The sequence below is a fragment of the Streptomyces sp. DI166 genome, assembly GCF_900091315.1.
Classification (GTDB): domain Bacteria; phylum Actinomycetota; class Actinomycetes; order Streptomycetales; family Streptomycetaceae; genus Streptomyces; species Streptomyces fuscus.
Genome location: NZ_FLSP01000016.1, coordinates 1 through 25686 on the forward strand (window position 1 = coordinate 1; position 25686 = coordinate 25686).

The 25686-nt window shown below is 72.7% G+C and carries 22 protein-coding genes and 1 pseudogene; 11 read left to right on the forward strand and 12 right to left on the reverse strand.

Annotated features, from left to right (window positions below; genetic code table 11):
* Positions 1-398: pseudogene (locus tag GA0115233_RS10510) on the reverse strand (MFS transporter); the annotation flags it as partial.
* Positions 395-973: a helix-turn-helix domain-containing protein gene (locus GA0115233_RS10515; RefSeq protein ID WP_093719890.1), complete on the reverse strand. Its 579-nt coding sequence runs from the start codon at positions 971-973 to the stop codon at positions 395-397. The gene GA0115233_RS10515 and the pseudogene GA0115233_RS10510, both read right to left, overlap by 4 nt.
* A gap of 7 nt (positions 974-980) precedes the next feature.
* On the opposite strand from GA0115233_RS10515, the gene GA0115233_RS10520 reads away from it, so the two are divergent.
* Both GA0115233_RS10520 and GA0115233_RS10525 read left to right on the forward strand, forming a co-directional pair.
* On the forward strand, positions 981-1511 hold the full coding sequence (locus GA0115233_RS10520; RefSeq protein ID WP_093719979.1) for a GNAT family N-acetyltransferase: 531 nt from the start codon (positions 981-983) through the stop codon (positions 1509-1511).
* A gap of 58 nt (positions 1512-1569) precedes the next feature.
* The gene (locus tag GA0115233_RS10525) at positions 1570-2076 is read left to right on the forward strand and encodes a DoxX family protein (RefSeq protein ID WP_093719891.1); all 507 of its coding nucleotides are present in this window, start codon (positions 1570-1572) and stop codon (positions 2074-2076) included.
* A gap of 12 nt (positions 2077-2088) precedes the next feature.
* Here the strand turns inward: GA0115233_RS10525 and GA0115233_RS10530 are convergent, their stop codons facing one another.
* The 5 genes from GA0115233_RS10530 to pgm form a co-directional block, all read right to left on the reverse strand.
* The gene (locus tag GA0115233_RS10530) at positions 2089-4560 is read right to left on the reverse strand and encodes a hypothetical protein (RefSeq protein WP_093719892.1); all 2472 of its coding nucleotides are present in this window, start codon (positions 4558-4560) and stop codon (positions 2089-2091) included.
* Positions 4553-5287 carry an anti-sigma factor antagonist gene (locus tag GA0115233_RS10535; RefSeq protein ID WP_255310129.1) on the reverse strand — a complete coding sequence of 245 codons (735 nt, stop codon included), beginning with the start codon at positions 5285-5287 and terminating at the stop codon, positions 4553-4555. The genes GA0115233_RS10530 and GA0115233_RS10535 overlap by 8 nt, the downstream gene beginning before the upstream one ends.
* 58 nt (positions 5288-5345) lie before the next feature.
* On the reverse strand, positions 5346-5687 hold the full coding sequence (locus GA0115233_RS10540) for an STAS domain-containing protein (RefSeq protein ID WP_093719980.1): 342 nt from the start codon (positions 5685-5687) through the stop codon (positions 5346-5348).
* Positions 5688-5898: 211 nt separating this feature from the next.
* The gene (locus GA0115233_RS10545) at positions 5899-6462 is read right to left on the reverse strand and encodes a hypothetical protein (RefSeq protein ID WP_093719894.1); all 564 of its coding nucleotides are present in this window, start codon (positions 6460-6462) and stop codon (positions 5899-5901) included.
* A gap of 1 nt (position 6463) precedes the next feature.
* Positions 6464-8104, reverse strand: a complete 1641-nt coding sequence (pgm, locus tag GA0115233_RS10550; protein ID WP_093719895.1) for a phosphoglucomutase (alpha-D-glucose-1,6-bisphosphate-dependent) — start codon at positions 8102-8104, stop codon at positions 6464-6466.
* A gap of 113 nt (positions 8105-8217) precedes the next feature.
* Between pgm and GA0115233_RS10555 the strand changes: the two genes are divergently transcribed.
* Entirely contained in the window at positions 8218-8883 is a 666-nt protein-coding gene (locus GA0115233_RS10555) for a class I SAM-dependent methyltransferase (RefSeq protein WP_176711716.1), read from the forward strand.
* A 6-nt stretch (positions 8884-8889) separates the two neighbouring features.
* Here the strand turns inward: GA0115233_RS10555 and GA0115233_RS10560 are convergent, their stop codons facing one another.
* Positions 8890-12264: a pyruvate carboxylase gene (locus GA0115233_RS10560; RefSeq protein ID WP_093719897.1), complete on the reverse strand. Its 3375-nt coding sequence runs from the start codon at positions 12262-12264 to the stop codon at positions 8890-8892.
* Between the two features lie 210 nt (positions 12265-12474).
* On the reverse strand, positions 12475-13560 hold the full coding sequence (locus GA0115233_RS10565; RefSeq protein WP_093719898.1) for a hypothetical protein: 1086 nt from the start codon (positions 13558-13560) through the stop codon (positions 12475-12477).
* A gap of 214 nt (positions 13561-13774) precedes the next feature.
* Here GA0115233_RS10565 and GA0115233_RS10570 point away from each other — a divergent pair, with 214 nt between their 5' ends.
* Positions 13775-14857: a substrate-binding domain-containing protein gene (locus tag GA0115233_RS10570; protein ID WP_093719899.1), complete on the forward strand. Its 1083-nt coding sequence runs from the start codon at positions 13775-13777 to the stop codon at positions 14855-14857.
* Here GA0115233_RS10570 and GA0115233_RS10575 read toward each other — a convergent pair.
* The gene (locus GA0115233_RS10575; RefSeq protein WP_308313625.1) at positions 14841-15281 is read right to left on the reverse strand and encodes a MarR family winged helix-turn-helix transcriptional regulator; all 441 of its coding nucleotides are present in this window, start codon (positions 15279-15281) and stop codon (positions 14841-14843) included. The genes GA0115233_RS10570 and GA0115233_RS10575 overlap by 17 nt on opposite strands.
* A gap of 357 nt (positions 15282-15638) precedes the next feature.
* Between GA0115233_RS10575 and urtA the strand changes: the two genes are divergently transcribed.
* From urtA to urtE, 5 genes are read left to right on the forward strand one after another with little or no spacing between them, the layout of a single operon-like run.
* Positions 15639-16892, forward strand: a complete 1254-nt coding sequence (gene urtA, locus GA0115233_RS10580) for an urea ABC transporter substrate-binding protein (RefSeq protein ID WP_093719901.1) — start codon at positions 15639-15641, stop codon at positions 16890-16892.
* A gap of 48 nt (positions 16893-16940) precedes the next feature.
* Positions 16941-17825, forward strand: coding sequence for an urea ABC transporter permease subunit UrtB (gene urtB, locus GA0115233_RS10585; RefSeq protein ID WP_093719902.1), 885 nt, complete (start codon positions 16941-16943; stop codon positions 17823-17825).
* Complete coding sequence (urtC, locus tag GA0115233_RS10590) at positions 17822-18913, forward strand: urea ABC transporter permease subunit UrtC (protein WP_093719903.1); 1092 nt, start codon at positions 17822-17824, stop codon at positions 18911-18913. Before urtB ends, urtC begins: the two co-directional genes overlap by 4 nt.
* Positions 18910-19698 (forward strand): urea ABC transporter ATP-binding protein UrtD, encoded by a 789-nt coding sequence (gene urtD, locus GA0115233_RS10595; protein ID WP_176711717.1) that lies wholly within the window; start codon positions 18910-18912, stop codon positions 19696-19698. The genes urtC and urtD overlap by 4 nt, the downstream gene beginning before the upstream one ends.
* A gap of 5 nt (positions 19699-19703) precedes the next feature.
* Entirely contained in the window at positions 19704-20396 is a 693-nt protein-coding gene (urtE, locus tag GA0115233_RS10600; protein WP_093719982.1) for an urea ABC transporter ATP-binding subunit UrtE, read from the forward strand.
* Between the two features lie 4 nt (positions 20397-20400).
* Here the strand turns inward: urtE and GA0115233_RS10605 are convergent, their stop codons facing one another.
* Complete coding sequence (locus GA0115233_RS10605) at positions 20401-21543, reverse strand: PucR family transcriptional regulator (protein ID WP_093719904.1); 1143 nt, start codon at positions 21541-21543, stop codon at positions 20401-20403.
* A gap of 164 nt (positions 21544-21707) precedes the next feature.
* Between GA0115233_RS10605 and GA0115233_RS10610 the strand changes: the two genes are divergently transcribed.
* Together GA0115233_RS10610 and GA0115233_RS10615 are read left to right on the forward strand one after the other, a co-directional pair.
* Positions 21708-23195 (forward strand): long-chain-fatty-acid--CoA ligase, encoded by a 1488-nt coding sequence (locus GA0115233_RS10610; protein ID WP_093719983.1) that lies wholly within the window; start codon positions 21708-21710, stop codon positions 23193-23195.
* Positions 23196-23295: 100 nt separating this feature from the next.
* Positions 23296-23703, forward strand: a complete 408-nt coding sequence (locus GA0115233_RS10615) for an SseB family protein (protein WP_176711718.1) — start codon at positions 23296-23298, stop codon at positions 23701-23703.
* A gap of 15 nt (positions 23704-23718) precedes the next feature.
* Here the strand turns inward: GA0115233_RS10615 and GA0115233_RS10620 are convergent, their stop codons facing one another.
* Positions 23719-25662: a sigma-70 family RNA polymerase sigma factor gene (locus GA0115233_RS10620; RefSeq protein ID WP_093719906.1), complete on the reverse strand. Its 1944-nt coding sequence runs from the start codon at positions 25660-25662 to the stop codon at positions 23719-23721.
* Positions 25663-25686: the final 24 nt, after the last annotated feature.

Consider the following 25686-nt stretch of genomic DNA (forward strand, 5'->3'; position numbering starts at 1 on the left):
GCGCGGCGGCCGGGCGGGGCCAGGCGTCCGGCGATCACGCCCGCCTGCGCGGCGACCGAGGCGGCGGCGCCGATGATCAGGTGGGCGGCGATCAGCACGGCGGCGTCGGTCGCGGTGGCGGCCAGGACCAGGCCCGCGGCGAGGGCGGCGAAGTGGGCGGCGACCAGTCGGGCCGGGGCGACGCGGTCGGCGAGGGGCAGCAGCAGGGCGAAGCCGGTCATGGAGCCGGCGAGCGCGGCGGACGGGACCAGGCTGATCGCGGAGAGCGGCACGTCCAGGTCGGCGGCGACGACCGCGAGGGCGGGCTGGAGGGTGTAGTTGTCGGCGATCGCCGTACCGGCCAGGACGGCGAGCAGCGCGGTGGCGCCGCGGCGTGCGGGGCGGGCGGGGCGGGTCACGGGCGGTCGGTCCGGGCGAGGACGACGGCGTAACGGCAGGTGTCGGCGCCGGTGTTGGCGAAGACGCGCGGGGCGGGCTCGCCCAGTTCGATGACGTCCCCGGCGTCGAGTTCGTGCACGCTGTCGCCGTCGTGGAAGGTGAGCCGCCCCTCCAGGACCCAGACGAGCTGGTGGAGGAAGGCGAAGGCGGCGGCCGGATAGGGGACGCGGGCGCCGGGCGGCAACTGGATCTCCGCGATCTCGGCCGGGAAGCGCGGCCCGGCGATCTGGCGGCGCCGGTAGCCGGTCTCGGGGTCGGTCCACTCGATGTCCTCCGCGCGGCGCCGCACGCCCGTCGGCGCCTCGGCCATGGCGGTCCCCTCGGTCTCCCCGAGCAGCGAGGCGACGCTGATCCGGAAGGCGGCCGAGAGCTTGCCGAGTACGACGGCGGTGGGGTTGCTCTCGCCGCGCTCGATCCGGTTGATCATCGCGCGGGAGACCCCGGATGCCTCGGCGAGCTGGGCGAGGGTCCACCGGCGCCGCTCCCGCTCGGCACGGATACGGCTGGCTATCCGCTCGACCAGGGGATCTATCATATTGGACATGATTCCAATATACGAGAAGCGAGGGGGCGTGACGGTTCGCTCGGCCCGGCCCGAGGACACCGAGGCCGTGGTCGCCATCCGCAATCACGCCGTCGCGCACTCGACGGCCCTGTGGACCTCGGTGCCGCACACCCCGGCCGAGGGCAGGGCGTGGTTCGCGGACCACCTCGACAGGGGCTCGGCGCTGGTGGCGGAGGTGGACGGCGAGATCGCCGGGTACGCGGCCTACGCACCGTGGCGTGCCCTGGAGGGCTACCGCACTACGGTGGAGGACTCGGTCTACGTACGCGACGGGCACCACGGTCTGGGCATCGGGGGTGCCCTGCTGACCGCGCTGATCGCGAGGGCCCGTGAGACCGGGCAGCACAGCATGATCGCCGCGATCGAGTCGGGGAACGCGACGTCGATCCGGCTGCACGAGCGGCGGGGCTTCGAGCACGTGGGCACCTTGAAGGAGGCCGGGACGAAGTTCGGGCGGTGGTTCGATCTGACGCTGATGCAGTTGAGGCTCGCCCCGCCGGCCGCATGAGCCCGCCCGACTCGGGAACCCGGTGATCCCGCCGTCCGCAACGATCCCGGAGAGTGCCATGAGTCTGCTGCGCGCAACCGGACGCCCGATGCTCGCCTCGATGTTCGTCGCCGGAGGTCTGGACTCGCTGAGGAATCCCGAGGCCGTGGCCCCGGTGGCGGACCCTGTCGTACAGCCGGTCACCGCACGGGTGGACGCGCTCCCCGACAGCACGGTCCGGGCCGTACGCCTCAACGGCGCCGTCCAGGTGGCCGCGGGCGTCCTCCTCGGTATCGGCCGCATGCCGCGGCTCGCCGCGCTGGCGATCGCGGCGACGCTCGTACCGACCACGCTGGCCGGGCACCGGTTCTGGGAGGAGGAGGACCCGGAGCAGCGGGAACAGCAGCGCATCCACTTCCTGAAGAACCTGTCCATGCTGGGCGGCCTGCTGATCACGGCCGACGACACCGCCGGCTCGCCGTCACTGGTGTGGCGGGGGCGGCACGGCACGAGGGACGTGCGCAGGCGGACACGGCTCGCGGGCTACGCGGTACGGGCGAGGATGCCGCGGCTGCCGAAGAGCTGAGCCGCCACCCCGCTACGGATCGATCCCCGTCCGCCGCAGCCGCGCCACTGTCCGTGCCGACACCGCGCGCGGCGGCTGTGCCGCGAGGGCCGACAGCAGGCCCTCCCACGCGTCGGGCAGTCCCGCGTCCACGGCCGCGCGGTAGGCCTCGCACGCCTCGGTAACGCGCCCCTGGTCCAGGTACAGGGCGCCGAGTGCCGCGTACGCCTCCACGTCCGCGGCCTCGCAGGCGCGGAGGTAGGCACGTTCGGCGGCCGCTCTGTCGCCCTGGGTCTCACGTTCGCGGCCCAGGGCGGTCCAGGCATCGGAGGCGCCCAGGGCGGCAGCCCGGACGACGGCGCGGCGGGAGCCCTCGCGGTCGCCCGCGCGCTCCCGCATCCGGGACAGGGCGGCCCAGGCAGCCGGGGAGCCCCGTTCGGCGGCCAGGTCGGCGGCGTGTTCGGCGCCCTCCGTGTTCCCGGCGCGTTCCCTGCTGCGGGCCAGCGTGATCCAGGCCTCCACGGCACCGGCGCGGGCCGCTTCGGCGGCGGCGCGTGCGGCGCCCTCGTCGTCCCCGCGGGCGGCCCGGTCCTCGGACAGGGCGATCCACGCCTCCGGGTCGCCGGTACGTACCGACTGCGCGGCCTGCTCCTCGGCGGCCGCCGTGTCGCCGTCCGCCTCGGCGAGCAGGGCGAGTTCCCGCCAGGCCGCGCCGAGGCCGAGGGCGGCGGCCTCGCGATGGGCGGCGGCCGCACCGGACAAGTCACCGTCCGCGTAGCGCAGGTGGGCGAGCCGGGACCATGCCTCCGGGCTTCCTGCGTCCGCGCCCCTGGTGGCCGCGGCCACGGCCGCCGCCGTGTCGCCGAGCGCCCAGTGCAGCCGAACGAGCAGCGCCCAGGCGGCGGTTACGCCCGCGTCAGCGGCAAGGACGGCGTGCCGTACCGCCTCGGGGAGGTCGCCGGCGCGCTCCGCGACCTGGGCCAGCCCCAGGTGCCCCCAGGCGTCGCCGACGGTCACCGCCTGTTCGAAGGCCTTCGCCGCCGAGGGTCCGTCGGCCGCGCGCATCCGTCCGAGCGTGCGCCAGGCGAGCGCGTGCCCGGCGGCAGCCGCCTGTGAGGCGACCTCGTCGGCGGCGACAGGGTCGCCCTCTTCCTCCCGGATACGGGCGAGGGCGGCCCAGGCCCACACGTCACCCGCCTCCGCCGCACGTCGGTAGGCGTCGTGGGCGCCCTGCTCGTCCCGCCTGGCTTCCCGCACGACCGCGAGCGCCGCCCAGGCGGCGGGGTCGGTCGCGGCGGTCTCCTCGGCGGCGGCCGGGCCGTCGGTCCGCTCCCGGAGCCGGGCGAGGGCGGCGCGGGCACGCGGCTGACCCTGCGCGACGGCGCACTCGTACAGATGCGCCGCGGCGCCGTAACGGCGGCGCTGTTCGGCGGCCCGGCCGAGGGCGTAGAGGTCGTCGGGAGTCCGTGACAGGGCGGCGGCGGTCCAGAACTCGGCGGGCGGCGCCCGGTGCGCCCTGACCCGACGGATGTGCTGCTCCAGATAGTCGTCGGGTCGGTAGCTGTCGGGCGCCCCGACGCCGGGATTGTGCCGTTCGGCGATCAGCGGGGCGGGGCCGGGTCGGGCGGTGGTCAGGGCACTGATCGCCTCCGGGAACCAGCCCTCTCCGGCGGTGGCACGGGAGTTGGCGTCCATGAACGCCGCGGCGGCCTCCTGCAGCAGGTGGGCGGGTACGGCGCTGGTGTGCCCGAGCCTGCGTGCCTCCGCCGCCGCGGTCAGCACGGCGTGTTCCGGGGCGGTGAACCACTGGTCGGGGCCCATGTCCCAGTGCCGGACCAACTCCGGGCCGCCGGTGAGGTGCTGGAGGACGCGGTTGCCGGGGCCCGCGGCACGGACGGCGGCCGCGAGACGGGGATCACGGGTCGCCGCGGCGGCGACTTCGGAGGACTGGGCAGTGAGGGTGTCCGGTACGGTGATGCGCGCGTGACCTCCTGTCAACAACGCGCGTACGGTGGGAGTTTCGTCGTCGACGGTCTGGGTGAGCCGCCGTAGGTGCTCCGGCCACATCGTCCCCACGACGGCGAGCGGGGCGACCCGGTCGAGGAGCCGGGTCAGGGACCGGGCGGCACGTTCGCCGGCCGCGCCGTGCAGATAGCGCTGCGTCTCGTCCAGCCACAGGACCGTACGGGGGCCGGTCTCCGCCGCGAGCAGTTCCTCCCCGTCCGCCGGGTGCACCACGGGCCAGTCGGGCAGAACGGCCGCCACCGCCTCGTAGACGGCACGTGTCTTGCCGCTCGCGGAAGGGCCCACGAGCAGTACGAACACCGAGCCGTGCGTGGCGGCGGCGCGGGCCAGCCGTTGGCGCAGGGTGTCGTCGTGGGGGCGGGTGAGGTACTCGGTCAGCGGTGGCTCGACGGAGCCGTCCAGGTCGGGTGCGGGGCGGACTCCCAGGCGGAGGGGGTCCCACTGGGAGGCGGTGCGCAGGCCGGTCTCGGGGTCAGACATGTGCTCCTGGCACCTCGCGTCCGATGTGTTCGACGGCGGGGGCGACCGTGTCGTACACGGGAAAATACTTGGTCAGCCCGGTGATCCGGAACATTTTGAGAATGCGCGCCGAAGGAACGACCATCGCGATCGAACCGCCGCGGGCACGCGTCCTCTTCAGGGCGCCGACGAACACACCCAGTCCGGTCGAGTCGAGGCTGCCGAGGTGTGTCAGGTCCAGCACCAGGAAGTGCCGTCCCTGGTTCGCCAGGTCAACGATCAGGGCGCGGAGACCTGGTGCCGCGTACACGTCCAGATGGCCGAACGGGTGCCCGGCCATCACGCGCACCAACGTGACGTCCTCGGAGAGGTGTTCGTACGTGTGGCCGCCCGACGCGTCGTGGCGCTCATCGGCCTCACGCGAGTGCCGTGCCCACTCTGAGCTCCCCTCCTCCACCATGGCAGCGCGGCCTTTGAGCGCGTCCTCCAGGGTGTCGTGGGCGTGGCAGAGCCGGTAGAGGCCGGCATCGGCCAACGCGAAATGCCAGGCGGCGCTCGTCACGACCAGGGAGATCGCCGCGCCCTTGAAGCAGGCCCACTTCAGGTCCTCGACCAGGGCACGCGGGTCGTCGACGTGCCCGAGCCCACCGAAGTCGACGACGAATTGCGGCCGACCGTCCTCGACGAGCCTCAGCATGTCGCCGCGCAGCGCTGACGCGTCCCCCTCCCCCTCGTACGCGAGCCGCACGAGAGTGACCCCGTCCGGCCGGTCCTCGTACGACACCCGCGGCCGCCCCGATGCACCGTCAGGCATGTGTCTCGGTCCCCCTCCGGCCGAGGTGCTCCACGGCGGGGTGCACCGCGTCGAATACGGGAATCAGCTTGCTCAGGCCGGTGATCCAGAACTGCTTCAGCACGCCCTCCGACGCCGCGACCGCCACCAGCTCACCGCCGTGGAACCGGACCCGCTTCAGGCCGCCGGCCAGGACGCCCACCCCGGTCGAGTCGAGCACCTCGACATCGCTGAGGTCGACCACCAGGAAGTACCGCCCCTGGTGGATCGTCTCGACCAGTGCCTCGCGCAGGCGTGGCGCGGTGAGGACATCCAACCCCACCGACACCTTGACCACCGTGATGCTCTCGGTGATGTGCTCGTAGGTGACGCCCTCCCCCACCACGCCTCGGCTCCCGGCCGCCCCGCCGCGCGCCGGTCCGGTGACGAGCCCCGCCGTCGCGCTCGGCACATCGTCGTCGGCACGGAAGGCTTTGTTCAGTCCCGTCCGGTCCTCGTACGACTCCTTCGGCTGCACCGGGTTCCCTTCGTCTCGGGCACTGCGGATCCTATCCACCCAGGGTGGCTCACACCGGTGTGAGCGCCGCTCGCGCCGCGTCCAGGAACTCCCGCTGTGCGAGCGCGTGTTGAGCGGCCGGTGCGGTCGCGGACAGGGCGTCGCCCAGACGCTCCGCCGCTGTCACCACCGCATCCGGACCCTCCAGGCGCACGACGTTCAGCGCCTCCCCCACGGCGGCCATCTCCGTGTCGTACTCACGGCGGCGCGCGGTCTCGCCCGCGGTGCCGATGGCGCTCTGCCAGGCCTGCAACGCCAGTCGGGCACTGTCGGTCCGCCCGAGGAACGCCACGTACGCCGCCCTGCGCACCGCCCGCTGCGACGCCAGGTGCTGTTCCGTCAGTGTCCGGCGGGCCACGTCCAGTTGGGCCGTGGCCTGGATCTGGCCCGCGTCCCAGGCGGCGGCTGCCTGTTGGCGGCCCGCCTCCCAGGCCGCCGCTGCCTGGCGTTCGCCCGCCGCCCAGGCCGCCGCGGCCTGGCGCTTGGCGGCGGCGAGGCTGAACCAGCCGGTCAGCGCCCCGCCACCGATCGCGGCACCGGCCGCGACGAGTGCCGTCACCACGGCCTCGCTCATGTCAGCCGCCCAGCGCCGCCAGCACCACGGACCGGGCCTCCTCCTGGACCCGGGTCAGGTGGTCCGCGCCGAGGAAGGACTCGCCGTAGATCTTGTAGACGTCCTCCGTGCCGGAAGGCCGGGCCGCGAACCAGGCGTTGGCGGTGGAGACCTTGATCCCGCCGAGGGCGGCGCCGTTGCCGGGGGCCTCCGTCAGCACCGAGGTGACCGGGTCGCCGGCCAGGGTGTCGGCGGTGACCTGGGCCGGGGAGAGCTTGGCCAGCAGGGCCTTCTCCTCGCGGGTGGCCGGCGCGTCCACGCGCGCGTACGCGGGGGCGCCGAAGCGGTCGGTCAGGTCGGCGTAGTGCTGTGAGGGCGTCCTGCCGGTGACCGCCGTGATCTCGGAGGCGAGCAGCGCCAGGATGATGCCGTCCTTGTCGGTGGTCCACACCGACCCGTCCCGGCGCAGGAAGGACGCGCCCGCGGACTCCTCGCCGCCGAAGCCGAGGCTGCCGTCGGACAGTCCGTCGACGAACCACTTGAAGCCGACCGGGACTTCGACCAGCGGGCGGTTCACGTCGGCCGCGACCCGGTCGATCATGCTGGAGGACACCAGCGTCTTGCCGATTCCGGCCGCCTTCGGCCACTCCTCCCGGTGGGAGAAGAGGTAGGAGATCGCCACCGCCAAGTAGTGGTTCGGGTTCATCAGGCCGCCGTCCGGCGTCACGATGCCGTGCCGGTCGGCGTCGGCGTCGTTGCCCGTCGCGATGTCGTAGCGGTCGCGGGCCTCGATGAGCGAGGCCATGGCGTGCGGCGAGGAGCAGTCCATGCGGATCTTGCCGTCCCAGTCCAGCGTCATGAAACGCCAGGTGGGGTCGGTGAGGGGGTTGACCACCGTCAGGTCCAGGCGGTGCTCCTCGGCGATACGGCCCCAGTAGGCCACGGAGGCCCCGCCCAGGGGGTCCGCGCCGATCCGGACCCCGGCCGAGCGGATCGCGTCCAGGTCCAGGACCTGGGGGAGGTCCGCCACGTACGCGCCGACGAAGTCGTAGCGGCCCGTGCCGGGGGCCTTCAGCGCGCGGGTGTACGGGATGCGGCGTACGTCCTTCAGACCGCCCGTGATGATCTCGTTGGCGCGGTCCTGGATCCAGGACGTGGCGTCGGAGCCGGCGGGGCCGCCGCTCGGCGGGTTGTACTTGAAGCCGCCGTCGGCGGGCGGGTTGTGGGAGGGGGTGACCACGACGCCGTCCGCGAGGCCGGACGTGCGGCCGCGGTTGTACGTGAGGATCGCGTGCGACACCGCCGGGGTGGGCGTGTAGCCGTCCGTCTGGTCGATCAGGACCGTGACGTCGTTGGCGGCGAACACCTCCAGCGCCGTGATCCGGGCGGGCTCGGACAGCGCGTGGGTGTCGGCGCCGAGGAAGAGGGGGCCGTCGGTGCCCTGCGCGGAGCGGTACTCGCAGATGGCCTGGCTGGTGGCGGCGATGTGGTCCTCGTTGAAGGCCGAGGCGAGGGACGAACCGCGGTGCCCGGAGGTGCCGAACGCCACTCGCTGGCCGGGGTCGGCCGGGTCGGGGTGGAGCGCGTAGTACGCCGTGACCAGCCGGGCCACGTCGATGAGATCCTCGGGTCCGGCGACCTGCCCCGCTCGCTCGTGCTGCATCTTCCCCGCTCCTCCGCAAGGTTCGACCGTCGGTGGAACCCCATTCTCCCCCGTCACGGGCATACCGACGCGCACCGGGCCGCCGTTGTGGCCCGGGCACGCCGGGTGCGAGGATGCGGGCCGTCGAGCGAGGAAGGGGCACCGACGTGCCGCACCAGGACCAACGACCGCCCGCCGCCGTGGTGTTCGACGCGCTGGGCGCCGACTACGAGAAGGCGTTCGCGCACGCCCCGGCCCATCTGGACGCCCTGCGATGGCTGATGGAACGCCTTCCGACGGCTGCCCGCGTCCTGGACGTGGGCAGTGGTACCGGGCGGCCGACCGCGGACATGCTCACGGCGGCCGGTCACTCCGTGCTCGGCGTCGACGTCGCCCCCGTGATGGTCGAGCTGGCGCGACACCAAGTCCCCGGCGCCGAGTTCCGTCACGCCGACATCCGCGAACTCCCCCTGGAGGAAGGCTCCTTCGACGGGATCTGCGTCTTCTTCTCACTGCTCCAGATGTCCCGCGCGGAGCAGTCCGCACTGCTGCGGCGGCTGGCCCGCGCCCTCCGGCCCGGCGGGCACCTGGCGCTGGCCACGGTGCCCGCCGATGTGGAGGACCTGGAGATCGTGTTCATGGGGCAGCCGGTCCGGGCGACCTCCTTCGGCGAGGACGACTTCGCCGCCCTCGCCGAGGAGACCGGGCTGACGGTGCTGGAGCGGCACAGCACCGTCTTCACCCCCGACCATCCCGGTGCGGGGCCGGAGCCCCATCTGTTCCTGTACTGCCGCCGCTGACGACGGTCAGGAGATCTCGACCAGCAGGTCACCGCCCTCGACCTGCTGGATGCGGCCGACGGCGAGCCGGGAGACGGTGCCGTCCTTGGCGGCGGTGATGGAAGCCTCCATCTTCATCGCCTCGATGGTGGCCACCGTCGCCCCCGCCTTCACCTGGTCGCCCTCGGCCACCGCCAGGGTCACCACACCCGCGAACGGGGCCGCGACATGGCCGGGGTTGGAGCGGTCGGCCTTCTCGGTGACCGGGATGTCCGAGGCGACGCCCCGGTCGCGGACCTGGATGGGCCGCAACTGCCCGTTCAGCGTGGACATCACCGTACGCATGCCGCGCTCGTCGGCGTCGCCGATCGCCTGGAGTTCGATCAGCAGCCGCACGCCCTGTTCCAGGTCGATGGCGTACTCCTTGGCCTGGCGCAGACCGTAGAAGAAGTCCTTGCTGTCCAGGACGCTGGTGTCGCCGAAGTTCTGGCGGTGGGTCTCGAACTCGCGGGTCGGGCCGGGGAACAGCAGCCGGTTGAGGGTGGCGCGGCGTTCCTTGACCAGTCCGGCGCGGTCGGTGTCGGAGAGTTCGACGGGCGGCTTGGCCTCGGCGCGGCCGCGCAGGGCCTTGCTTCGGAACGGCTCGGGCCAGCCGCCGGGCGGGGTGCCGAGTTCGCCGCGCAGGAAGCCGATGACGGAGTCGGGGATGTCGAACCGGTCGGGCGACTCCTCGAAGTCGGCCGGGTCGACGCCCGCGCCCACCAGGTGCAGGGCGAGATCGCCGACGACCTTGGACGACGGGGTGACCTTCACCAGCCGGCCCAGCATGCGGTCGGCGGCGGCGTACATGGCCTCGATCTCCTCGAAGCGGTCGCCGAGGCCGAGTGCGATGGCCTGGGTGCGCAGGTTGGAGAGCTGGCCGCCGGGGATCTCGTGGTGGTAGACGCGGCCGGTGGGCGCGGGCAGTCCGGCCTCGAAGGGCGCGTAGACCTTGCGGACGCTCTCCCAGTACGGCTCCAGGTCGCCGACGGCCTGGATGTCGAGGCCGGTCGGGCGGTCGGAGTGGTCGGTGGCGGCGACGATCGCCGACAGCGGCGGCTGGGAGGTGGTGCCCGCCATGGAGGCCACGGCCCCGTCGACGGCGTCGGCGCCGGCCTGGATGGCGGCCAGGTAGGTGGCGAGCTGGCCGCCCGCCGTGTCGTGGGTGTGCAGATGCACCGGCAGGTCGAACTCCCGGCGCAGTGCCGATACGAGGGTGGCGGCGGCCGGGGCGCGCAGGAGCCCGGCCATGTCCTTCACGGCCAGGATGTGCGCGCCCGCCTCGACGATCTTCTCGGCGAGGCGCAGGTAGTAGTCGAGGGTGTAGAGGCGCTCGTTGGGGTCGGAGAGGTCGGAGGTGTAGCACAGGGCGACCTCGGCGACGGCGGTGCCGGTCTCGCGTACGGCGTCGATGGCGGGGCGCATCTGGTCGACGTCGTTGAGGGCGTCGAAGATGCGGAAGATATCGATGCCGGTGGCGGCGGCCTCCTGTACGAAGGCGTCGGTGACCTCGGTCGGGTAGGGGGTGTAGCCGACGGTGTTGCGGCCGCGGAGCAGCATCTGGAGGCAGATGTTGGGCACGGCTTCGCGCAGGGCGGCGAGCCGTTCCCAGGGGTCCTCGGCGAGGAAGCGCAGGGCGACGTCGTAGGTGGCGCCGCCCCAGCACTCCAGGGAGAGCAGTTGCGGGAGGGTGCGGGCGACGACGGGGGCGACGGCGAGCATGTCCTTGGTGCGCACGCGGGTGGCGAGCAGCGACTGGTGGGCGTCGCGGAAGGTGGTGTCGGTGACGCCGAGGGTGGGCGACTCGCGCAGGCTGCGGGCGAAGCCCTCGGGGCCGAGTTCCACCAGGCGCTGGCGCGATCCGGCCGGGGGCAGGCCCTCCGGGAGCCGGGGCAGCTTGGCGAGCGGGTCGGCGAGGTCGGGGCGTTCGCCGTGCGGGCGGTTGACGGTGACGTCGGCCAGGTAGGTGAGCAGCTTGGTGCCGCGGTCGGCGCTGTGCCGGGCGGTGAGCAGGTGCGGGCGCTTCTCGATGAAGGAGGTGGTGACCCGGCCCGCCTGGAAGTCGGGGTCGTCCAGCACCGCCTGGAGGAAGGGGATGTTGGTGGCGACGCCGCGGATGCGGAACTCGGCGACGGCGCGCCGGGCGCGGCCCACCGCGGCGGCGAAGTCCCGGCCCCGGCAGGTCAGCTTGACCAGCATGGAGTCGAAGTGGGCGCTGATTTCCGTACCGGCGTGGGTGGTGCCGCCGTCGAGGCGGATGCCGGAGCCGCCGGGTGAGCGGTAGGCGCTGATGCGGCCGGTGTCGGGGCGGAAGCCGTTGGCGGGGTCCTCGGTGGTGATACGGCACTGCAGGGCCGCACCGCGCAGGGTGATGGTCTCCTGGGCGAGCCCGAGGTCGGTGAGGCTCTCGCCGGCGGCGATGCGGAGCTGGGCCTGGACCAGGTCGACGTCGGTGACCTCCTCGGTGACCGTGTGCTCGACCTGGATGCGCGGGTTCATCTCGATGAAGACGTGGTTGCCGTCGCGGTCCAGGAGGAACTCCACGGTGCCCGCGTTGCGGTAGCCGATCTGGCGGGCGAAGCGGACGGCGTCGGCGCAGATCCGGTCGCGCAGCTCGGGGTCGAGGTTGGGGGCGGGCGCGAGTTCGATGACCTTCTGGTGGCGGCGCTGCACGGAGCAGTCCCGCTCGTAGAGGTGGATGACGTTGCCGTGGCCGTCGGCGAGGATCTGCACCTCGATGTGGCGGGGTTCGACGACGGCCTTCTCCAGGAAGACGGTGGGGTCGCCGAACGCGGACGCCGCCTCGCGGGAGGCCGCCTCGATGGCCTCCCTGAGCTGGGCGGGCTCCTCCACGCGCCGCATACCGCGTCCGCCGCCGCCCGCGACAGCCTTGACGAACACGGGGAAGCCGATGTCCTCGGCGGCGCGGACCAGTTCGTCGGCGTCGGTGGAGGGCTCGGAGGAGCCGAGCACGGGGACCCCGGCGGCGCGGGCGGCGGCCACGGCGCGGGCCTTGTTGCCGGTCAGCTCCAGGATGTCGGCGTCCGGTCCGACGAAGGTGATGCCGGCGGACTCGCAGGCGCGGGCGAGTTCGGGGTTCTCGGAGAGGAATCCGTAACCGGGGTAGACGGCGTCCGCCCCGGCACGCCGGGCCGCGGCGACGATCTCGTCCACGGAGAGGTAGGCGCGCACCGGGTGTCCGGGCTGGCCGATCTCGTAGGCCTCGTCGGCCTTCAGGCGGTGCAGCGAGTTGCGGTCCTCGTGCGGGAAGACGGCGACGGTGCGCGCGCCCAGTTCATAGCCCGCTCGGAAGGCCCGAATCGCGATCTCGCCACGGTTGGCGACCAGCACCTTGCGGAACATACGTGATCCCTTCGCCCGGCGTGAGGTGCCCCCATGGTGTCGGCCACATGTCACTTTGGCCATGTGAACCTGGCCACGGAGCGCCACCGGGCCGCCGCACTTCACTCCGGCGGCCCGGTCTCACCCCACGCGCAGGACGGGTTCGGCGCCCCGCCGAGAACGGGGTCAGCGCCCCGCCGACGACGGGTTCAGCGCCCCGCCGAGACGGGTTCAGTCGCCCCCGCCGCCTCCGCCGCCGTCTCCCCCGCCACCGCCGTCGCCGCCCCAGCCGCCGGAGTCCCCGCCGCTGTCGCCGCCGTCTCCGCCGTCGGAGCCCCAGCCGTCGGCGCCGCCGGACTCGTTGTCGTCGCTGCCGAAGCCGATGTTGCTGAACCAAGGGCGGTCCCACCACTCGTCCACGGCGACGGGTTCGCCGCCGGAGTCCGTGCGGCGCTTCCGGGCCCGGAAGCGGGCCCTGCCCGTGGTGTCGCCGAGCCCGAAAGCGGCGGCGAAGGCATGGGCCATCACGGCGTCCAGCGGGTCGCCGCTCTCGCAGTGCACGGGTGTCAGCGGTCGGAGTACCGAACCCGGCTCCGGTTCCACGGGTCCCTCGGGCCGGACGAGCAGGGCGACCGGACGGTCGTCGCGCAGCAGCCGGGAGCTGTCGGCGTTCTCCCGCTTCAGCACCCACCGCTGTCCGGGCAGCGACACCTCCACGTACCGCTTCGACTTGCGCTTGCGGCCCTGGAGGACGAGCTGGGCCGGGACCTCCCCGACGTGCATCCGCAGCCCCTGGGACGATTCGGAGTACGCCCCGGTGAATCCGTAGGGGGCGCGGATCCGTACGACGGGGGCGTGCGGGCCCCAGACGTCCACCCGTACCAGGTGGCGGTCGACGGCGACGGCGATCGGTCCGGCCGGTCCGTGCGCGAACCGGCGGGCCATCCACAGCGGTACGCCCTCGGCCCGGGCCCGCTGGGCGTGCGCGGCCACCGCCTCCGGGCCGCCGCTGAGCCGTACCGCCAGCTCACCGAGCCGGTGCGCGAACTCGGCGGCGTCGCGTACCTTCAGCGGCTTGCTGGTGCCGGTGACGCGCGTGACCGGAACGTGTCCCGGCCCCTCGGGCAGCACCTCCAGCGCGCGCTCCGCGCCGCCGCCCCCGAGCCACTGGCCGCGCAGGTAGGCGTCGGCCATCGCGACGAGGTTCAGTTCGTACAGGGGTGTGATCCGGCCGCCCCTGCGCAGCCCCGTCTCGGTCAGTTCCACGACCCGCGCGAGCGGATTCCACGACCGCTCGCCGTAGAGCACCTGGCTCACCGCAACCCCCCGCTTGTCCCTGCACTTGCCCGGGGTCTCCCCCGTCCACTCAGAGTGCCTCCGGACGGTCGGCGGTTCCCGTCGCCGCACGTCGGCACGGCGAACATTGTCAACCATCGGGTGCCGGTCTAGGCTCCGTCGACGCGGGAGATCCTCTGCAAGGGCGCCGGGGCCGAACTCCACGCCCGCCGCGGAAATCCCCCGGAGGTGCCCGGTGCACACGACGGCAGCGCAGCTGTCCTCGGACCGACGGGACGTCCTGCTCGTCGCACTCGTCATCCCTCTGCACGGACCGGCCGGGATCTTCGGTCTGTCCTGTGAGCTGTCCGCGCGGCTGGCGGCGGAGGAGCTGAACGCCGCGGGTGGTGTCCTGGACCGGGAGGTGCGCCTGGTCGTCGTGGACGGCGGCGGGGCGCCCCGGCAGGTCGCGGAGGAGGTGGCCGGCCTGGTGGCGCTGGGCGCGGTGGACGCGGTGGTCGGCTGGCACGACTCGGCGGTACGCCGGGCCCTGGCGCCCCGGATCGCGCACCGGGTGCCGTACATCTACACCGCCCAGTACGAGGGCGGCGAGCAGACCCCGGGCGTGTTCCTCACCGGCGAGACGGACGTGCGGCAACTCGGCCCGGCGATGCGGCTGTTGAGCGAGGCGACCGGTGCGCGGCGCTGGTGCACGGTGGGCAGTGACTACGTCTGGCCGCGGGTGACCGCCCGCACCGCGCGCCGGGTCGCCGGGGAGTGCGGCGGCCGGGTCGTGGACGAGGTGTTCGTGCCGCTGGGCACCGAGGAGTTCGGGCCGGTGGTGCGCCGGGTCGAGACCTGCGGTGCGGACGCGGTGCTGATGCTGCTGCTCGGGGACGACGCGGTGCGTTTCGGCCGCGCGTTCGCGGCGGTCGGACTGCACCAGCGCTGCATACGGCTGAGCACCCACATGGACGAGAACCTGCTCCTGGCGACCGGTGCGGAGGCGGCCGAGGGGCTGTGGGCGGCGGCCGGGTACTTCGACTCCCTGATGACCTCCGAGAGCCTGTCCTTCGGGCACCGCTACACCCGCCGCTTCGGCGACGAGGCACCGGTCGCGGGCAGTCTCGGCGAGTCCTGCTTCGAGGGGATGATGCTGCTCGGGGCGCTCGCGGAGCAGCGCGGGTCGCTGGCCGTGTCGGCGCCACCGGGGCCGGACGACACGATCTCCTACGAGGGCCCCCGGGGCGCGCTGCGGCTGCGCGGCAACCATCTCGAACAGCGGCTCTACCTCGCCCGCGCGGACGCGCTGGACTTCGAGATCACGGCCCGGCTGTGATCCGTACCGGGGTGCCCTGCAGTACGGACTCCAGGCGGGCCAGTGCCTCCTCCAGCTCGCGCGCGTCCGGCAGTTGGGCGAGCACTTCGTCCTGTGCCCGCTCCGCCAGGGCCGCCACCGCGCGGTGCCGGGTGCGGCCGCGGGCGGAGAGGTAGACCAGAACGCGGCGGCCGTCCCCGGGGTCCTTGCGGCGGTAGACCCAGGTGGCGGACACCATGCGGTCGACCAGCTTGGTGAGGCTGGGCGCGGGCATCAGGGCGTGGTCGGCCACGTCGGACATGGTGTGTCCGCGGCCGTCCGAGAGCAGCGACAGCACCCGCCACTCCTCGACGGAGCAGCTCTCGGCCTCCAGCGCGGCGGCCAGCCGACGGGTCATCAACCGCTCCGCGCTGCTGAGCAGTCGGGGGAGATCGCGGGGACTCACAGCGCCGACCATACCTCCCCCCGCAAGTGCTTTCCACAGAAAGAATCACCGCCCGGAGCGCGCGGAGCGCCACTGACCACTGTGATTCCGGTACAGGGGGCGCGCGCCCCAACTGCCGTGCGCCGTCTATTACTTCCAACGGAAATTATTCATCAACGGCGCCGAAACGCCGGGGTAACAGCACGGGCGCAGTCTGTGACCGCACTTCGGTCCACCAGCTCGGCCGCCACCGCACCGTACGGCTGGGAATGCGCGCGCCCACCGCAGCGCCCATCACGCCCTGAGTGTCTGCACGTGCCCGTCCCCTCAAAAAACCCTCACTCTTCCCAACGCCCCTGTGGGGCAAGGAGGTTGCGCATGTCCGGGCTCAGCATCAGCCGTCGCGGTCTGCTGGCGGGCGTCTCCGCCCTCGGCGCGTCCGCCGCGCTCAGCGCGTGCGGCGCCAAGACCGGCGAGGACTCGTCGGCAGGCTCCGCGGCGAAGGCCGACACCTCCGGCAGCACGGTCAAGGTCGGGCTGCTCAACTCGCTCTCGGGCACCATGGCCATCAGTGAGGTGACGGTCCACAACGCGCTGCTCCTCGCCGTCGAGGAGATCAACGCGGCCGGCGGTGTGCTCGGCAAGAAGCTCAAGCCGGTCAGCCAGGACGGTGCCTCCGACTGGCCTACCTTCGCGGAGAAGGCCGAGGGCCTGATCAAGGACGACAAGGTCGTCGCCACCTTCGGCTGCTGGACCTCCGCCAGCCGCAAGGCCGTCAAGCCGGTCTTCGAGCGGTATAAGTCGCTGCTGTTCTACCCGGTGCAGTACGAGGGCCTGGAGCAGTCGCCGTACATCTTCTACACCGGCGCGACCACCAACCAGCAGATCGTGCCCGCGCTCGACTATCTGAAGAAGCAGGGGCTGACCCGGCTCTACCTGGTCGGCAGCGACTATGTCTTCCCGCGCACCGCCAACAAGATCATCAAGGCGTACGCGGAGGCCAACGGCATGAAGGTGGTCGGCGAGGACTACGCGCCCCTGGGCTCCACGGAGTTCAGCACCATCGTCAACAAGGTCAAGGACTCCGGCGCCGACGCGGTGTTCAACACCCTCAACGGCGACAGCAACGTGGCCTTCTTCAAGGAGTACAAGTCCTCCGGCCTGACCGCGAAGAAGATGCCGGTGCTGTCGGTGTCCATCGCCGAGGAGGAGGTCAAGAGCATCGGTACGCAGTACCTGGAGGGCCAGTTGACGGCCTGGAACTACTACCAGACCACTCCGGGGTCGGCCAACTCCGCGTTCGTGAAGGCGTATCAGGCGAAGTACGGCAAGGACAGGCCGACCAGCGACCCGATGGAGGCCGCGTACATCTCGGTCCATCTGTGGAAGGCGATGGTGGAGAAGGCGGGCTCGTTCGACGTCGCCAAGGTCAAGGCGGCCTCCGACGGCATCACCTTCGACGCGCCCGAGGGCGAGGTCACCGTGGACGGCACCACCCAGCACGTCCACAAGACCGCCCGCATAGGCAAGGTCGGCGCGGACGGCCTCATCGAGGAGGTCTGGAACTCGGGCAAGCCGATCGAGCCCGACCCGTATCTGAAGGGCTACTCCTGGGCGTCCGGCCTGTCCTGACCCGCCACGCTCCGACCCGCACCCCCGTCCCCGACCCGGAGCCGCTGCATGACGGTCATCCTCAACCAGAGCTTCACCGGCATCAGTATCGGTGCCGTCCTCCTGCTCATCGCGCTCGGACTGACGCTGACGTTCGGTCAGATGGGCGTGATCAACATGGCGCACGGCGAGTTCATCATGGCCGGCGCGTACACCACGTACGTGCTCCAGCAGTCGATCAGCGCGGCCGGCCTCTCCCTGCTGGTCGCGCTGCCGCTGGCCTTCCTCGTCGCCGGAACCCTGGGCGCGCTGCTGGAGTGGCTGCTGATCCGCCGCCTGTACACCCGTCCGCTCGACACCCTGCTGGTGACCTGGGGCTTCTCCCTGATGCTCCAGCAGCTCGCCCGTGACATCTTCGGCGCCCCCAACGTCCAGACCCGCGCGCCGGATCTGCTCACCGGGCACATCTCGGTGGGCGGGGTCACCTTCGCCAACAGCAGGCTCTTCATCCTCGGACTCGCCCTGCTGTGCGTGCTCGGGCTCACCCTGGTGCTGCGGCTGACGCCGCTGGGCCGCCGGATCCGGGCCGTGGTGCAGAACCGGGACCTCGCCGAGGTCTCCGGCATCGCCTCCGAGCGGGTCGACCGGACGACCTTCTTCATCGGCTCGGGCCTCGCGGGCGTGGCCGGGGTGGCGCTCACCCTGGTCGGCCCGATCGGCCCGACGATGGGCACCAACTACATCGTCGACGCCTTCCTGGTGGTGGTCGTGGGCGGGATCGGGCAGCTCAAGGGCAGCGTGATCACCGCGTTCGTGCTCGGCGTCCTCCAGGCGGTGCTGGAGTACTCGACCACGATCAGCGTCGCGAAGGTCGCCGTGCTGGTGGCGATCGTCGCCTTCCTCCAGTGGCGGCCCCAGGGCCTGTACACCCTGCGCACCCGGAGCCTGGCATGACGACGACCGTGACCTCCCGCGCGCGCCTCGCCCGCTTCCGGGCACCCGGCGGGTTCCTCCTCGGCGCCGTCCTGCTGCTCGGCGTGGCGCCGCTGGTCCTGCCCGACTTCCGGCTCTCCCTGCTGGCCAAGTACCTGTGCTACGCCATCGTGGCCGTCGGCGTCAGCCTGGCCTGGGGGCGCGGCGGGCTGCTGGTGCTCGGCCAGGGCGTCTTCTTCGGCCTCGGCGGCTACGCCATGGCCATGCACCTCAAGCTCGCGGACGCCACCGCGGCCGGTGAGACGCTCCCCGACTTCATGCAGCTGTACGGCACTTCGGACGCGCTGCCGTGGTGGTGGGAGCCGTTCAGGAGTCCGCTGTTCGCCCTCGTCATGACGGTGGTGCTGCCGATGGCGGTCGCCGCGGCGCTCGGCTTCTTCGTCTTCCGCCGCCGGGTCAAGGGCGCCTACTTCGCGATCCTCAGCCAGGCGCTGGCCGCCGCCCTCGCCATCTGGCTCGTCGGCCAGCAGGCCACCACGGGCGGCACCAACGGACTCACCGACATCCAGGGCTTCTTCGGCTACGACCTCAACGACCCGGTCAACCAGCGGATGGTGTATCTCGTCATCGCCGCCGCTCTGCTCCTGGTGATGGTCCTGGCCCGGCAGCTGTTCGTCAGCCGCTTCGGTGAACTCCTCGTCGCGGTACGCGACTCCGAGGAGCGGGTGCGCTTCCTCGGCTACAACCCGGCCAACGTCAAGCTGGTGGCGTATGTCGTGGCCGCCGGGATGGCGGGGCTGGCCGGGGCGCTGTTCGTCCCGGCCGTGGGGATCATCTCCCCCGCGCTGATCGGCATCGTGCCGTCCATCGGCTTCGTCATCGGCGCGGCGGTCGGCGGGCGGGCCTCGCTGGTGGGCGCGGTGCTCGGCGCGGTCGCGGTGGCCTGGGCGCAGAGCACGCTCTCCGACGCCTTCCCGGCCGCGTGGACGTATCTCCAGGGCCTGCTGTTCGTCGTCGCGGTCGGCTTCCTGCCGGGGGGCCTCGCCTCCCTGGCGACCCTGCTGCGCAACCGCCGTACCCGACCCGACAGTTCAGGAGGGGCCGTATGAAGGGCGAGCTGAAGGGCGAAGGGCTGACCGTCCGCGATCTGCGGGTGACGTTCGACGGGTTCACCGCCGTCGACGGCGTCGACCTCGACATCCGCCCCGGCGACCTGCGCTTCCTGATCGGACCGAACGGCGCCGGGAAGACCACGCTGGTCGACGCCGTGACCGGACTGGTGAAGGCGAGCGGATCGGCCCGCTTCGGCGGACAGGAACTGCTGGGCCGGCCGGTGCAGGCGATCGCCCGCACGGGCATCGGCCGCACCTTCCAGACGGCCACCGTGTTCGAGAACTTGACGGTGCTTCAGAATCTGGACATCGCGGCGGGCGCCGGCCGGCGCTGGTGGACGATGCTGCGGCGCCGCAAGGAGGTGCCGGAGCCGGTCGAGAGGGCACTGGAGACCATCGGGCTCTCCGCGCTGCGCGACCGTCCGGCCGGGGTTCTCGCGCACGGGCAGAAGCAGTGGCTGGAGATCGGCATGCTGCTGGTCCAGGACGTACGGCTGCTGCTGCTCGACGAGCCGGTCGCCGGGATGAGCCATGACGAACGGCAGGCGACGGGCGAGCTGTTGCAGCGGATCAGCGAGGAGCGGACGGTCGTCGTCATCGAGCACGACATGGACTTCATGCGCTCCTTCGCACGCAGCGTCAGCGTCCTGCACGCCGGGCGGATGCTCAGCGAGGGCACGGTCGCCGAGGTCCAGGCCGACGCGAAGGTCCAGGAGGTCTACCTCGGACGCGCCGCCGAACCGGTGCCCTCGGAACCCGTCGCGACGGCGCAGGAGGCGTGAACAGCATGCTGGAGATCACCGACGTACGGGCCGGGTACGACCGTAGCTCCGTCCTGCACGACGTCACCGTCGCCGTCCCCAAGGACGGGGTGGCCGCCGTCCTCGGTCACAACGGGGCCGGGAAGAGCACCCTGTTGCGGGTCGCGATGGGTCTGTTGCGGCCGAAGGGCGGCCGGGTGCTGCTGGACGGCGAGGACATCACCCGCCTCGCCCCGCACCAGCGGGTCGCCCGCGGCATGGCCTACGTGCCGCAGGGGCAGCAGTCCTTCCCGCACCTGACCACCGCCGAGAACCTCCAACTGGTCGCCGACGGCCGGAGCAACGGCAAGGAGGCGGTCGCCGAGGCGCTCGACCTCTTCCCGGTGCTGCGGGAGCTGTCCGGCCGCCGTGCCGGCCTGCTCTCCGGGGGCCAGCGCCAGCAACTTGCCATCGCCCGGGCGCTGATCACCTCGCCGAGGCTGCTTCTGCTGGACGAGCCGACCGAGGGCATCCAGCCCTCCGTCGTCGCCGAGATCGAGGAGACGGTGCTCGCGCTGTCCCGGCGCGGCGGGCTGTCCGTCCTGCTCGTCGAGCAGCATGTGGGCTTCGCCATGCGGGCCGCCCAGCGCTACTACATCCTGGAGGCGGGCCGGGTGACCTCCTCCGGCGAGGGCGGCGCCCAGGCGGAAGGGGCGGTGCGGGAGGCGCTCAGCGTCTGACGGTTCAGCGACGGCGGGCCGCCAGCAAGGCCGCGCCGATGTCGGCGACCGCGCGCGGGTCGGACAGGGAGCGCCCGGTCAGTTCCTCGACGCGGCGCAGCCGGTAGCGGACGGTGTTGGGGTGGACGAACAGGCCGCGTGCCGCCTCCGTGGCGGAGCCCTTGGCGGCGTACCAGTGCTCCAAAGTCTCCAGCAGGCGGGCGCGTTCGGCGGCCGGGAGGTCGAGCAGCGGCCGCAGGACCACGTCGACGAGGTGCGCCGCCTCGGCCGGGGCGGCGGCCACCACCATGGCCAGCGGGTCGTCGTCGAACCGGGCGACGCCGGGTCCGCTGCCCTGGAGGCCGGACAGGGCGAGGCGGGCGAAGCGCAGGGCCTGCGGTGTGTCGCGCAGGTCGTCGAAGGAGGGGCTGACGCCCACGCGGGCGCCGGAGCGGCGCATCACGCGCAGGCACGTGGCCTCCGCCGTCGGCGTGGAGAGCGCGGCGACGCCGAGCTGCTGGTCGGGCAGCAGCCGCCAGGCGCAGGGGATGCCGGCCTGGCGCAGCGCCGACTCGGTGCCCGCCAGCGGCTGCTCGCCGGGGGCGTCGGCGGAGGCCGCAGCCACCAGGTAGGGGCCGCGGTCGGGCAGTCCCAGCTCGCGGGCGGCCTCCCAGAGCGTGCGGTCGGCGACGGCGCCGGTGAACAGGGCCTCCACCAGGGCGGAGCGCCGGGCCTGGCGCTGTGCGGTCAGTTCGGCGGTGGTCTCCCGGTAGGCCGCGGCGACCGCCTCGGCGTAGTGGCCGAACAGGGTCCACAGCTCGGCGGATTGGGACACCAGCTGGGCGTCGGTGACCTCGGGATGGGTGCGGGCCTCGGCGAGCACCTCCGACCACAGCAGTTCGAAGCCGATCCGGTAGGCGTGCAGGGTGTCCGCCAGCGGCACGCCCTGCTCGGCGCGCAGCCGGCCGGTCTCCCGCGCCGGGGCCGGGGCCTGCGGTTCGGGTTGGCCGAACTGCTGGAGCAGCAGGTCGGCGTTGGCGGTGCAGGAGCGGCGCAGCGAGTCGAAGGGGATCAGTGACTCGTTCCTGTACGCGTCCACGTCGGACCGTATGCGCTCGGCCATCCGCTCGCCCAGCTCCGGCAGCCGCGCCTGGAGGGCCGAGACCACCCCGGATATGTTCATTCCCGCAGCGTAACGCCCCTGTTTTGTTCCCGGTGACAATGCGTGGACGCGGACGCTGTCCGGGGGCACATAGGTCGTCACCGCCGATCTCTGCACCATGTCGTCAGCGTGAACAGCGGATTTCGACGGTGACGTTCGTGGAGGCGGTCATGGCCAATCTGGCGCAGTTCCTGGTGGAGACGGCGCGGCGGCAGCCGGACCGGCCCGCGCTGCGGCTGGGCGAGCGGGTCACGAGCTACGCCGAGCTCGACGAGCGCAGCGCCCGCGCCGCCGCCCTGCTGCGCGCCGAGGGTGTGCGGCCCGGCGACCGGGTCGCGCTGATGCTGCCGAACGTGCCCGAGTTCGTCGTCCTCTACTACGGCGTGCTGCGCGCCGGGGGCGTCGTCGTACCGATGAACCCGCTGCTGAAGACCCGGGAGACCGAGTACCACCTGCGGGACTCGGGCGCCGCGCTGCTGTTCGAGTGGCACCAGGCGCCGGGCGAGGGCGCGCAGGGCGCCGCCGAGGCCGGGGTGCGGCACGTCGCCGTGGAGCCCGCCGCCTTCGCGGAGCTGCTCGCCGGGCACGAGCCGCTCGTGGGGGCGCACGGCACGGACGACGAGGACGTGGCCGTCCTGCTCTACACCTCCGGCACCACCGGCCGCCCCAAGGGCGCCGCGCTCACCCACGCCGGGCTGCGGCACAACACCGAGGTCAACACGGTCCATGTGCAGCGGATGACGTCGGACGACGTGGTCGTGGGGTGCCTGCCGCTGTTCCACATCTTCGGGCAGATCTGCACGATGAGCGTCAGCATCCGCGCGGGCGCCACGCTGATCCTGGTCCCCCGCTTCGACCCGCAGGCCGTGCTGGACGCGATCGCCCGCGACCGGGCCACGGTGTTCGAGGGCGTGCCGACGATGTACGCGGCGCTGCTCCAGCACCCTTCCGACGCCGATGTCTCCACGCTGCGGATGTGCGTCTCGGGCGGCGCCTCGCTGCCGGTGGAGGTGCTGCACGGCTTCGAGCGGCGGTTCGGCTGCATGATCCTGGAGGGCTTCGGCATGTCCGAGACCAGCCCGGTGGTCACCTTCAACCACCCCGACCGGCCGCGCAAGCCCGGGTCCATCGGCACCCCGATCAAGGACGTGGAGGTGCGGCTGCTCGACGAGAAGGGGCAGGACGTGGCCCCCGGCGAGATCGGTGAACTGGCCGTGCGCGGGCCGAACGTGATGAAGGGCTACTGGAACCGCCCGGAGGAGACCGCGGCCACCGTCCAGGACGGCTGGCTGCGCAGCGGCGACCTCGCCCGCCGGGACGAGGACGGCTACCTCTACATCGTGGACCGCAAGAAGGACATGATCATCCGCGGCGGCTACAACGTCTACCCGCGCGAGATCGAGGAGGTCCTGCACGAGCACCCCGCCGTGGCGCTGGCCGCGGTGGTGGGCGTGCCGGACACGCACCTGGGCGAGGAGATCGCCGCCGCGGTCGTGCTGCGCCCGAAGGCACAGGCCACGCCCGACGAACTCCGGGAGTTCGTCAAGGAGCGGGTCGCGGCGTACAAGTACCCGCGCCAGGTCTGGCTCGTCGACTCCCTCCCGACCGGCCCCAGCGGCAAGATCCTCAAGCGGGAGATCAGCGCGCCCACGGGCTGATCCGGTCCCCGGGCCGCCGCATGAAGCGGCCGAACCTGGGTAGGCGGTGCCGCATCACCCGATGTCCGGGCGGCGGCACTGCCTGCGAAGGTGCGGCGCTATGACTGAGATCCCGGCAGAGGTCTTCGCCTCGGTGGCCCGAAGCGCTCTGCACGACCTGTCCTCCTCGGCGGACCTGCCCGCGCTGGAGGCGCTGGCCGGATGCGACGTGCTGGTCCCCGCGATCGGCGGCATCCGGTGCGTGCGCGACCGCGCCGAACTGGTCCGCCTCGTACTCCCGGTGATCGAGAGCGTCTACGACGCGCCCGCGGTCATGGTCTTCACCTCGGAGGAACGGCTGCTCGACGCCTTCCCCCTGGTCCCCTGCTACCGCCCGGTGACCCTGCGGGACCTGGCCAGGCGCTGGCCGAGCGACGAGGTGGTCCTGGTCATCGACGCCGGGCACGAGGACGAGCTGACCCTCTCCGCGCACCGGGCCCGCTGGCTGCTGGGCCGGTGCCTGGTGTGACCGGGTGCGCGGGGTTCAGAAGCCGAAGACCTGGGTCCAGGTCCAGTCGTCCTCAACGACGCCGACGCCCATGGTCTTCAGGTCGCAGTTGAGGATGTTCGCGCGGTGGCCCGGCGAGTTCATCCAGGACTCCATCACGGACGCGGCGCTGCTCTGGCCCCGGGCGATGTTCTCGGCGCCGGGCGAGGGGTAGCCCTGTGCGCTCGCGCGGTCGGCGAAGCTGCGGCCGTCGAGGCTGGTGTGGCTGAAGTAGTTGTTGGCCGACATGTCCTCGCTGTGCAGCTGGGCGGCGCGGGCGAGACGGGCGTCCTGCGTGAGCGGGCCGCAACCGGCAGCCTGGCGCTCTTCGTTGACGAGGGCGAGCACCTGGGCGGCCGGGCTGCCCGCGCGCGGTGCGGCGGCTGCCGGGTCCGCCGGGGCGGGTGCCTGCGTCGTCGTCTTCGGCTCGGTGGTCGTCTTCGACGGTGTCGGTGTCGGTTTCGGCTTCGGCGACTTGGTGCTCGGCTTGGGCGAGGGGGAGGCGGACTTGGTGGGCGACGGGGACGCCGACGCCGAGGGGGTGCTCGGGGCGGAGGAGGTGGCCAGGGGTTCGCCGGACGGCTCGTCGGGGGCGGACTGGACCCGGTCACTGTCCCCGTCCGGCTTCAGGGTCAGCGTCGCCACGGTGCCCCCGGTGATCAGTACGGCTACGGCGGCGGCGACGCCGGTGATCCGGCGCCGCTGCGGTATTCGTCCCGGGCGCCCGTGCCGCCCGCGTGCGTGCGCGCCGCGCACCGGGGCGATGACGGTGGTGGGGTCGCCCGCGTCCGCCGCCGCTGCCGGGTGGGCGTGCGCTGAGGCGTGCTCCGCGGCGGCCGGGGCATGGTCGAGGGCCTGGTCGGGGTACCCGGGCATGCCGAAGGCCGCGGTGTCGGCCGTGGGGTCGGCGCCGCCGCGGGCCGCCGTGTCGGAGCCGGAATAGGACCCCATGTCGCTGCCGCCGTACGCCCCCATGTCAGTGCCGGAGTAGGACCCCATGTCGCTGCCGCCGTAGCCCGCCGTTTCGGCGCCGCCGTAGGACCCCATGTCAGGACCGCCGTACGCCCCCATGTCGCTGCCGCCGTACGCTCCCGCGTCGGCCGTGCCGTACCCCGCCACGTGAGCCGCGTTCTCCGTGCCCCCGAACGCCGTGAGCCCCGCCAGGCCCGTCAGCGTCGCCGCCACCGGAACCAGGCCCAGGCCCACCAGCAGCCCTTCGGCCGGGAACAGGTCCGCCTGGTGGCCGGAGCAGCGCACGCACTCCCGGGCGTGCCGGGCGATGCGCTTGCGCCACAGCGGTGACGGGTGGCCGTCCCAGTTGCCGACCATCTGGTCGAGGCGGTCGCACAGGGGCGTCGCGGACAGCGCGCGCACCACCAGCCGGGCGGTCTCCAGCTGCGCCTTCATCCGCTGTACCCGTACGGCCGTGTGCTGCGGCGACACCTCCAGGGCCGCGGACACCTCCGCCCGGGTCAGCTCACCGACCGCCTCCAGCCACCACAGCGACAGCAGCACCCGGTCGTCGCCGTCCAGCCAGCGGGTGGCCTCGGCGACCTCCCGCCGCTGGCCCTCCAGACCGAGCCGCACGATGGTGAGGTCCACGAAGTCCGCGCCGGGGTCGGCCACGTCATGGGCGTCCTGGAGTTCCGAGCCCGCCGGAGCGGCCTGCCGGCGGTGCTGGTAGGTGCGGATCTGGTTCATGGTGATGGCCACCAGCCAGGACCGGAAGTTGCCCGGGTGATGCAGCGACCCCAGGCCGCGCAGGGCACGGAGCATGGTCTCCTGCACGACATCGTCGACGTCGGCGTGCCCGTTCAGGGCGCGGCCCACGATGTTGTACACGAGCGGCAGGTACGCGCCGACCAGCTCGTCCTGGGCCCACAGGGCACCACGCTGAGCCGCCTCGACCACGGCGTACTCGTGCTCTCCCATTGCTGCCATACCTGCTTCACATCCCTTTCCGGT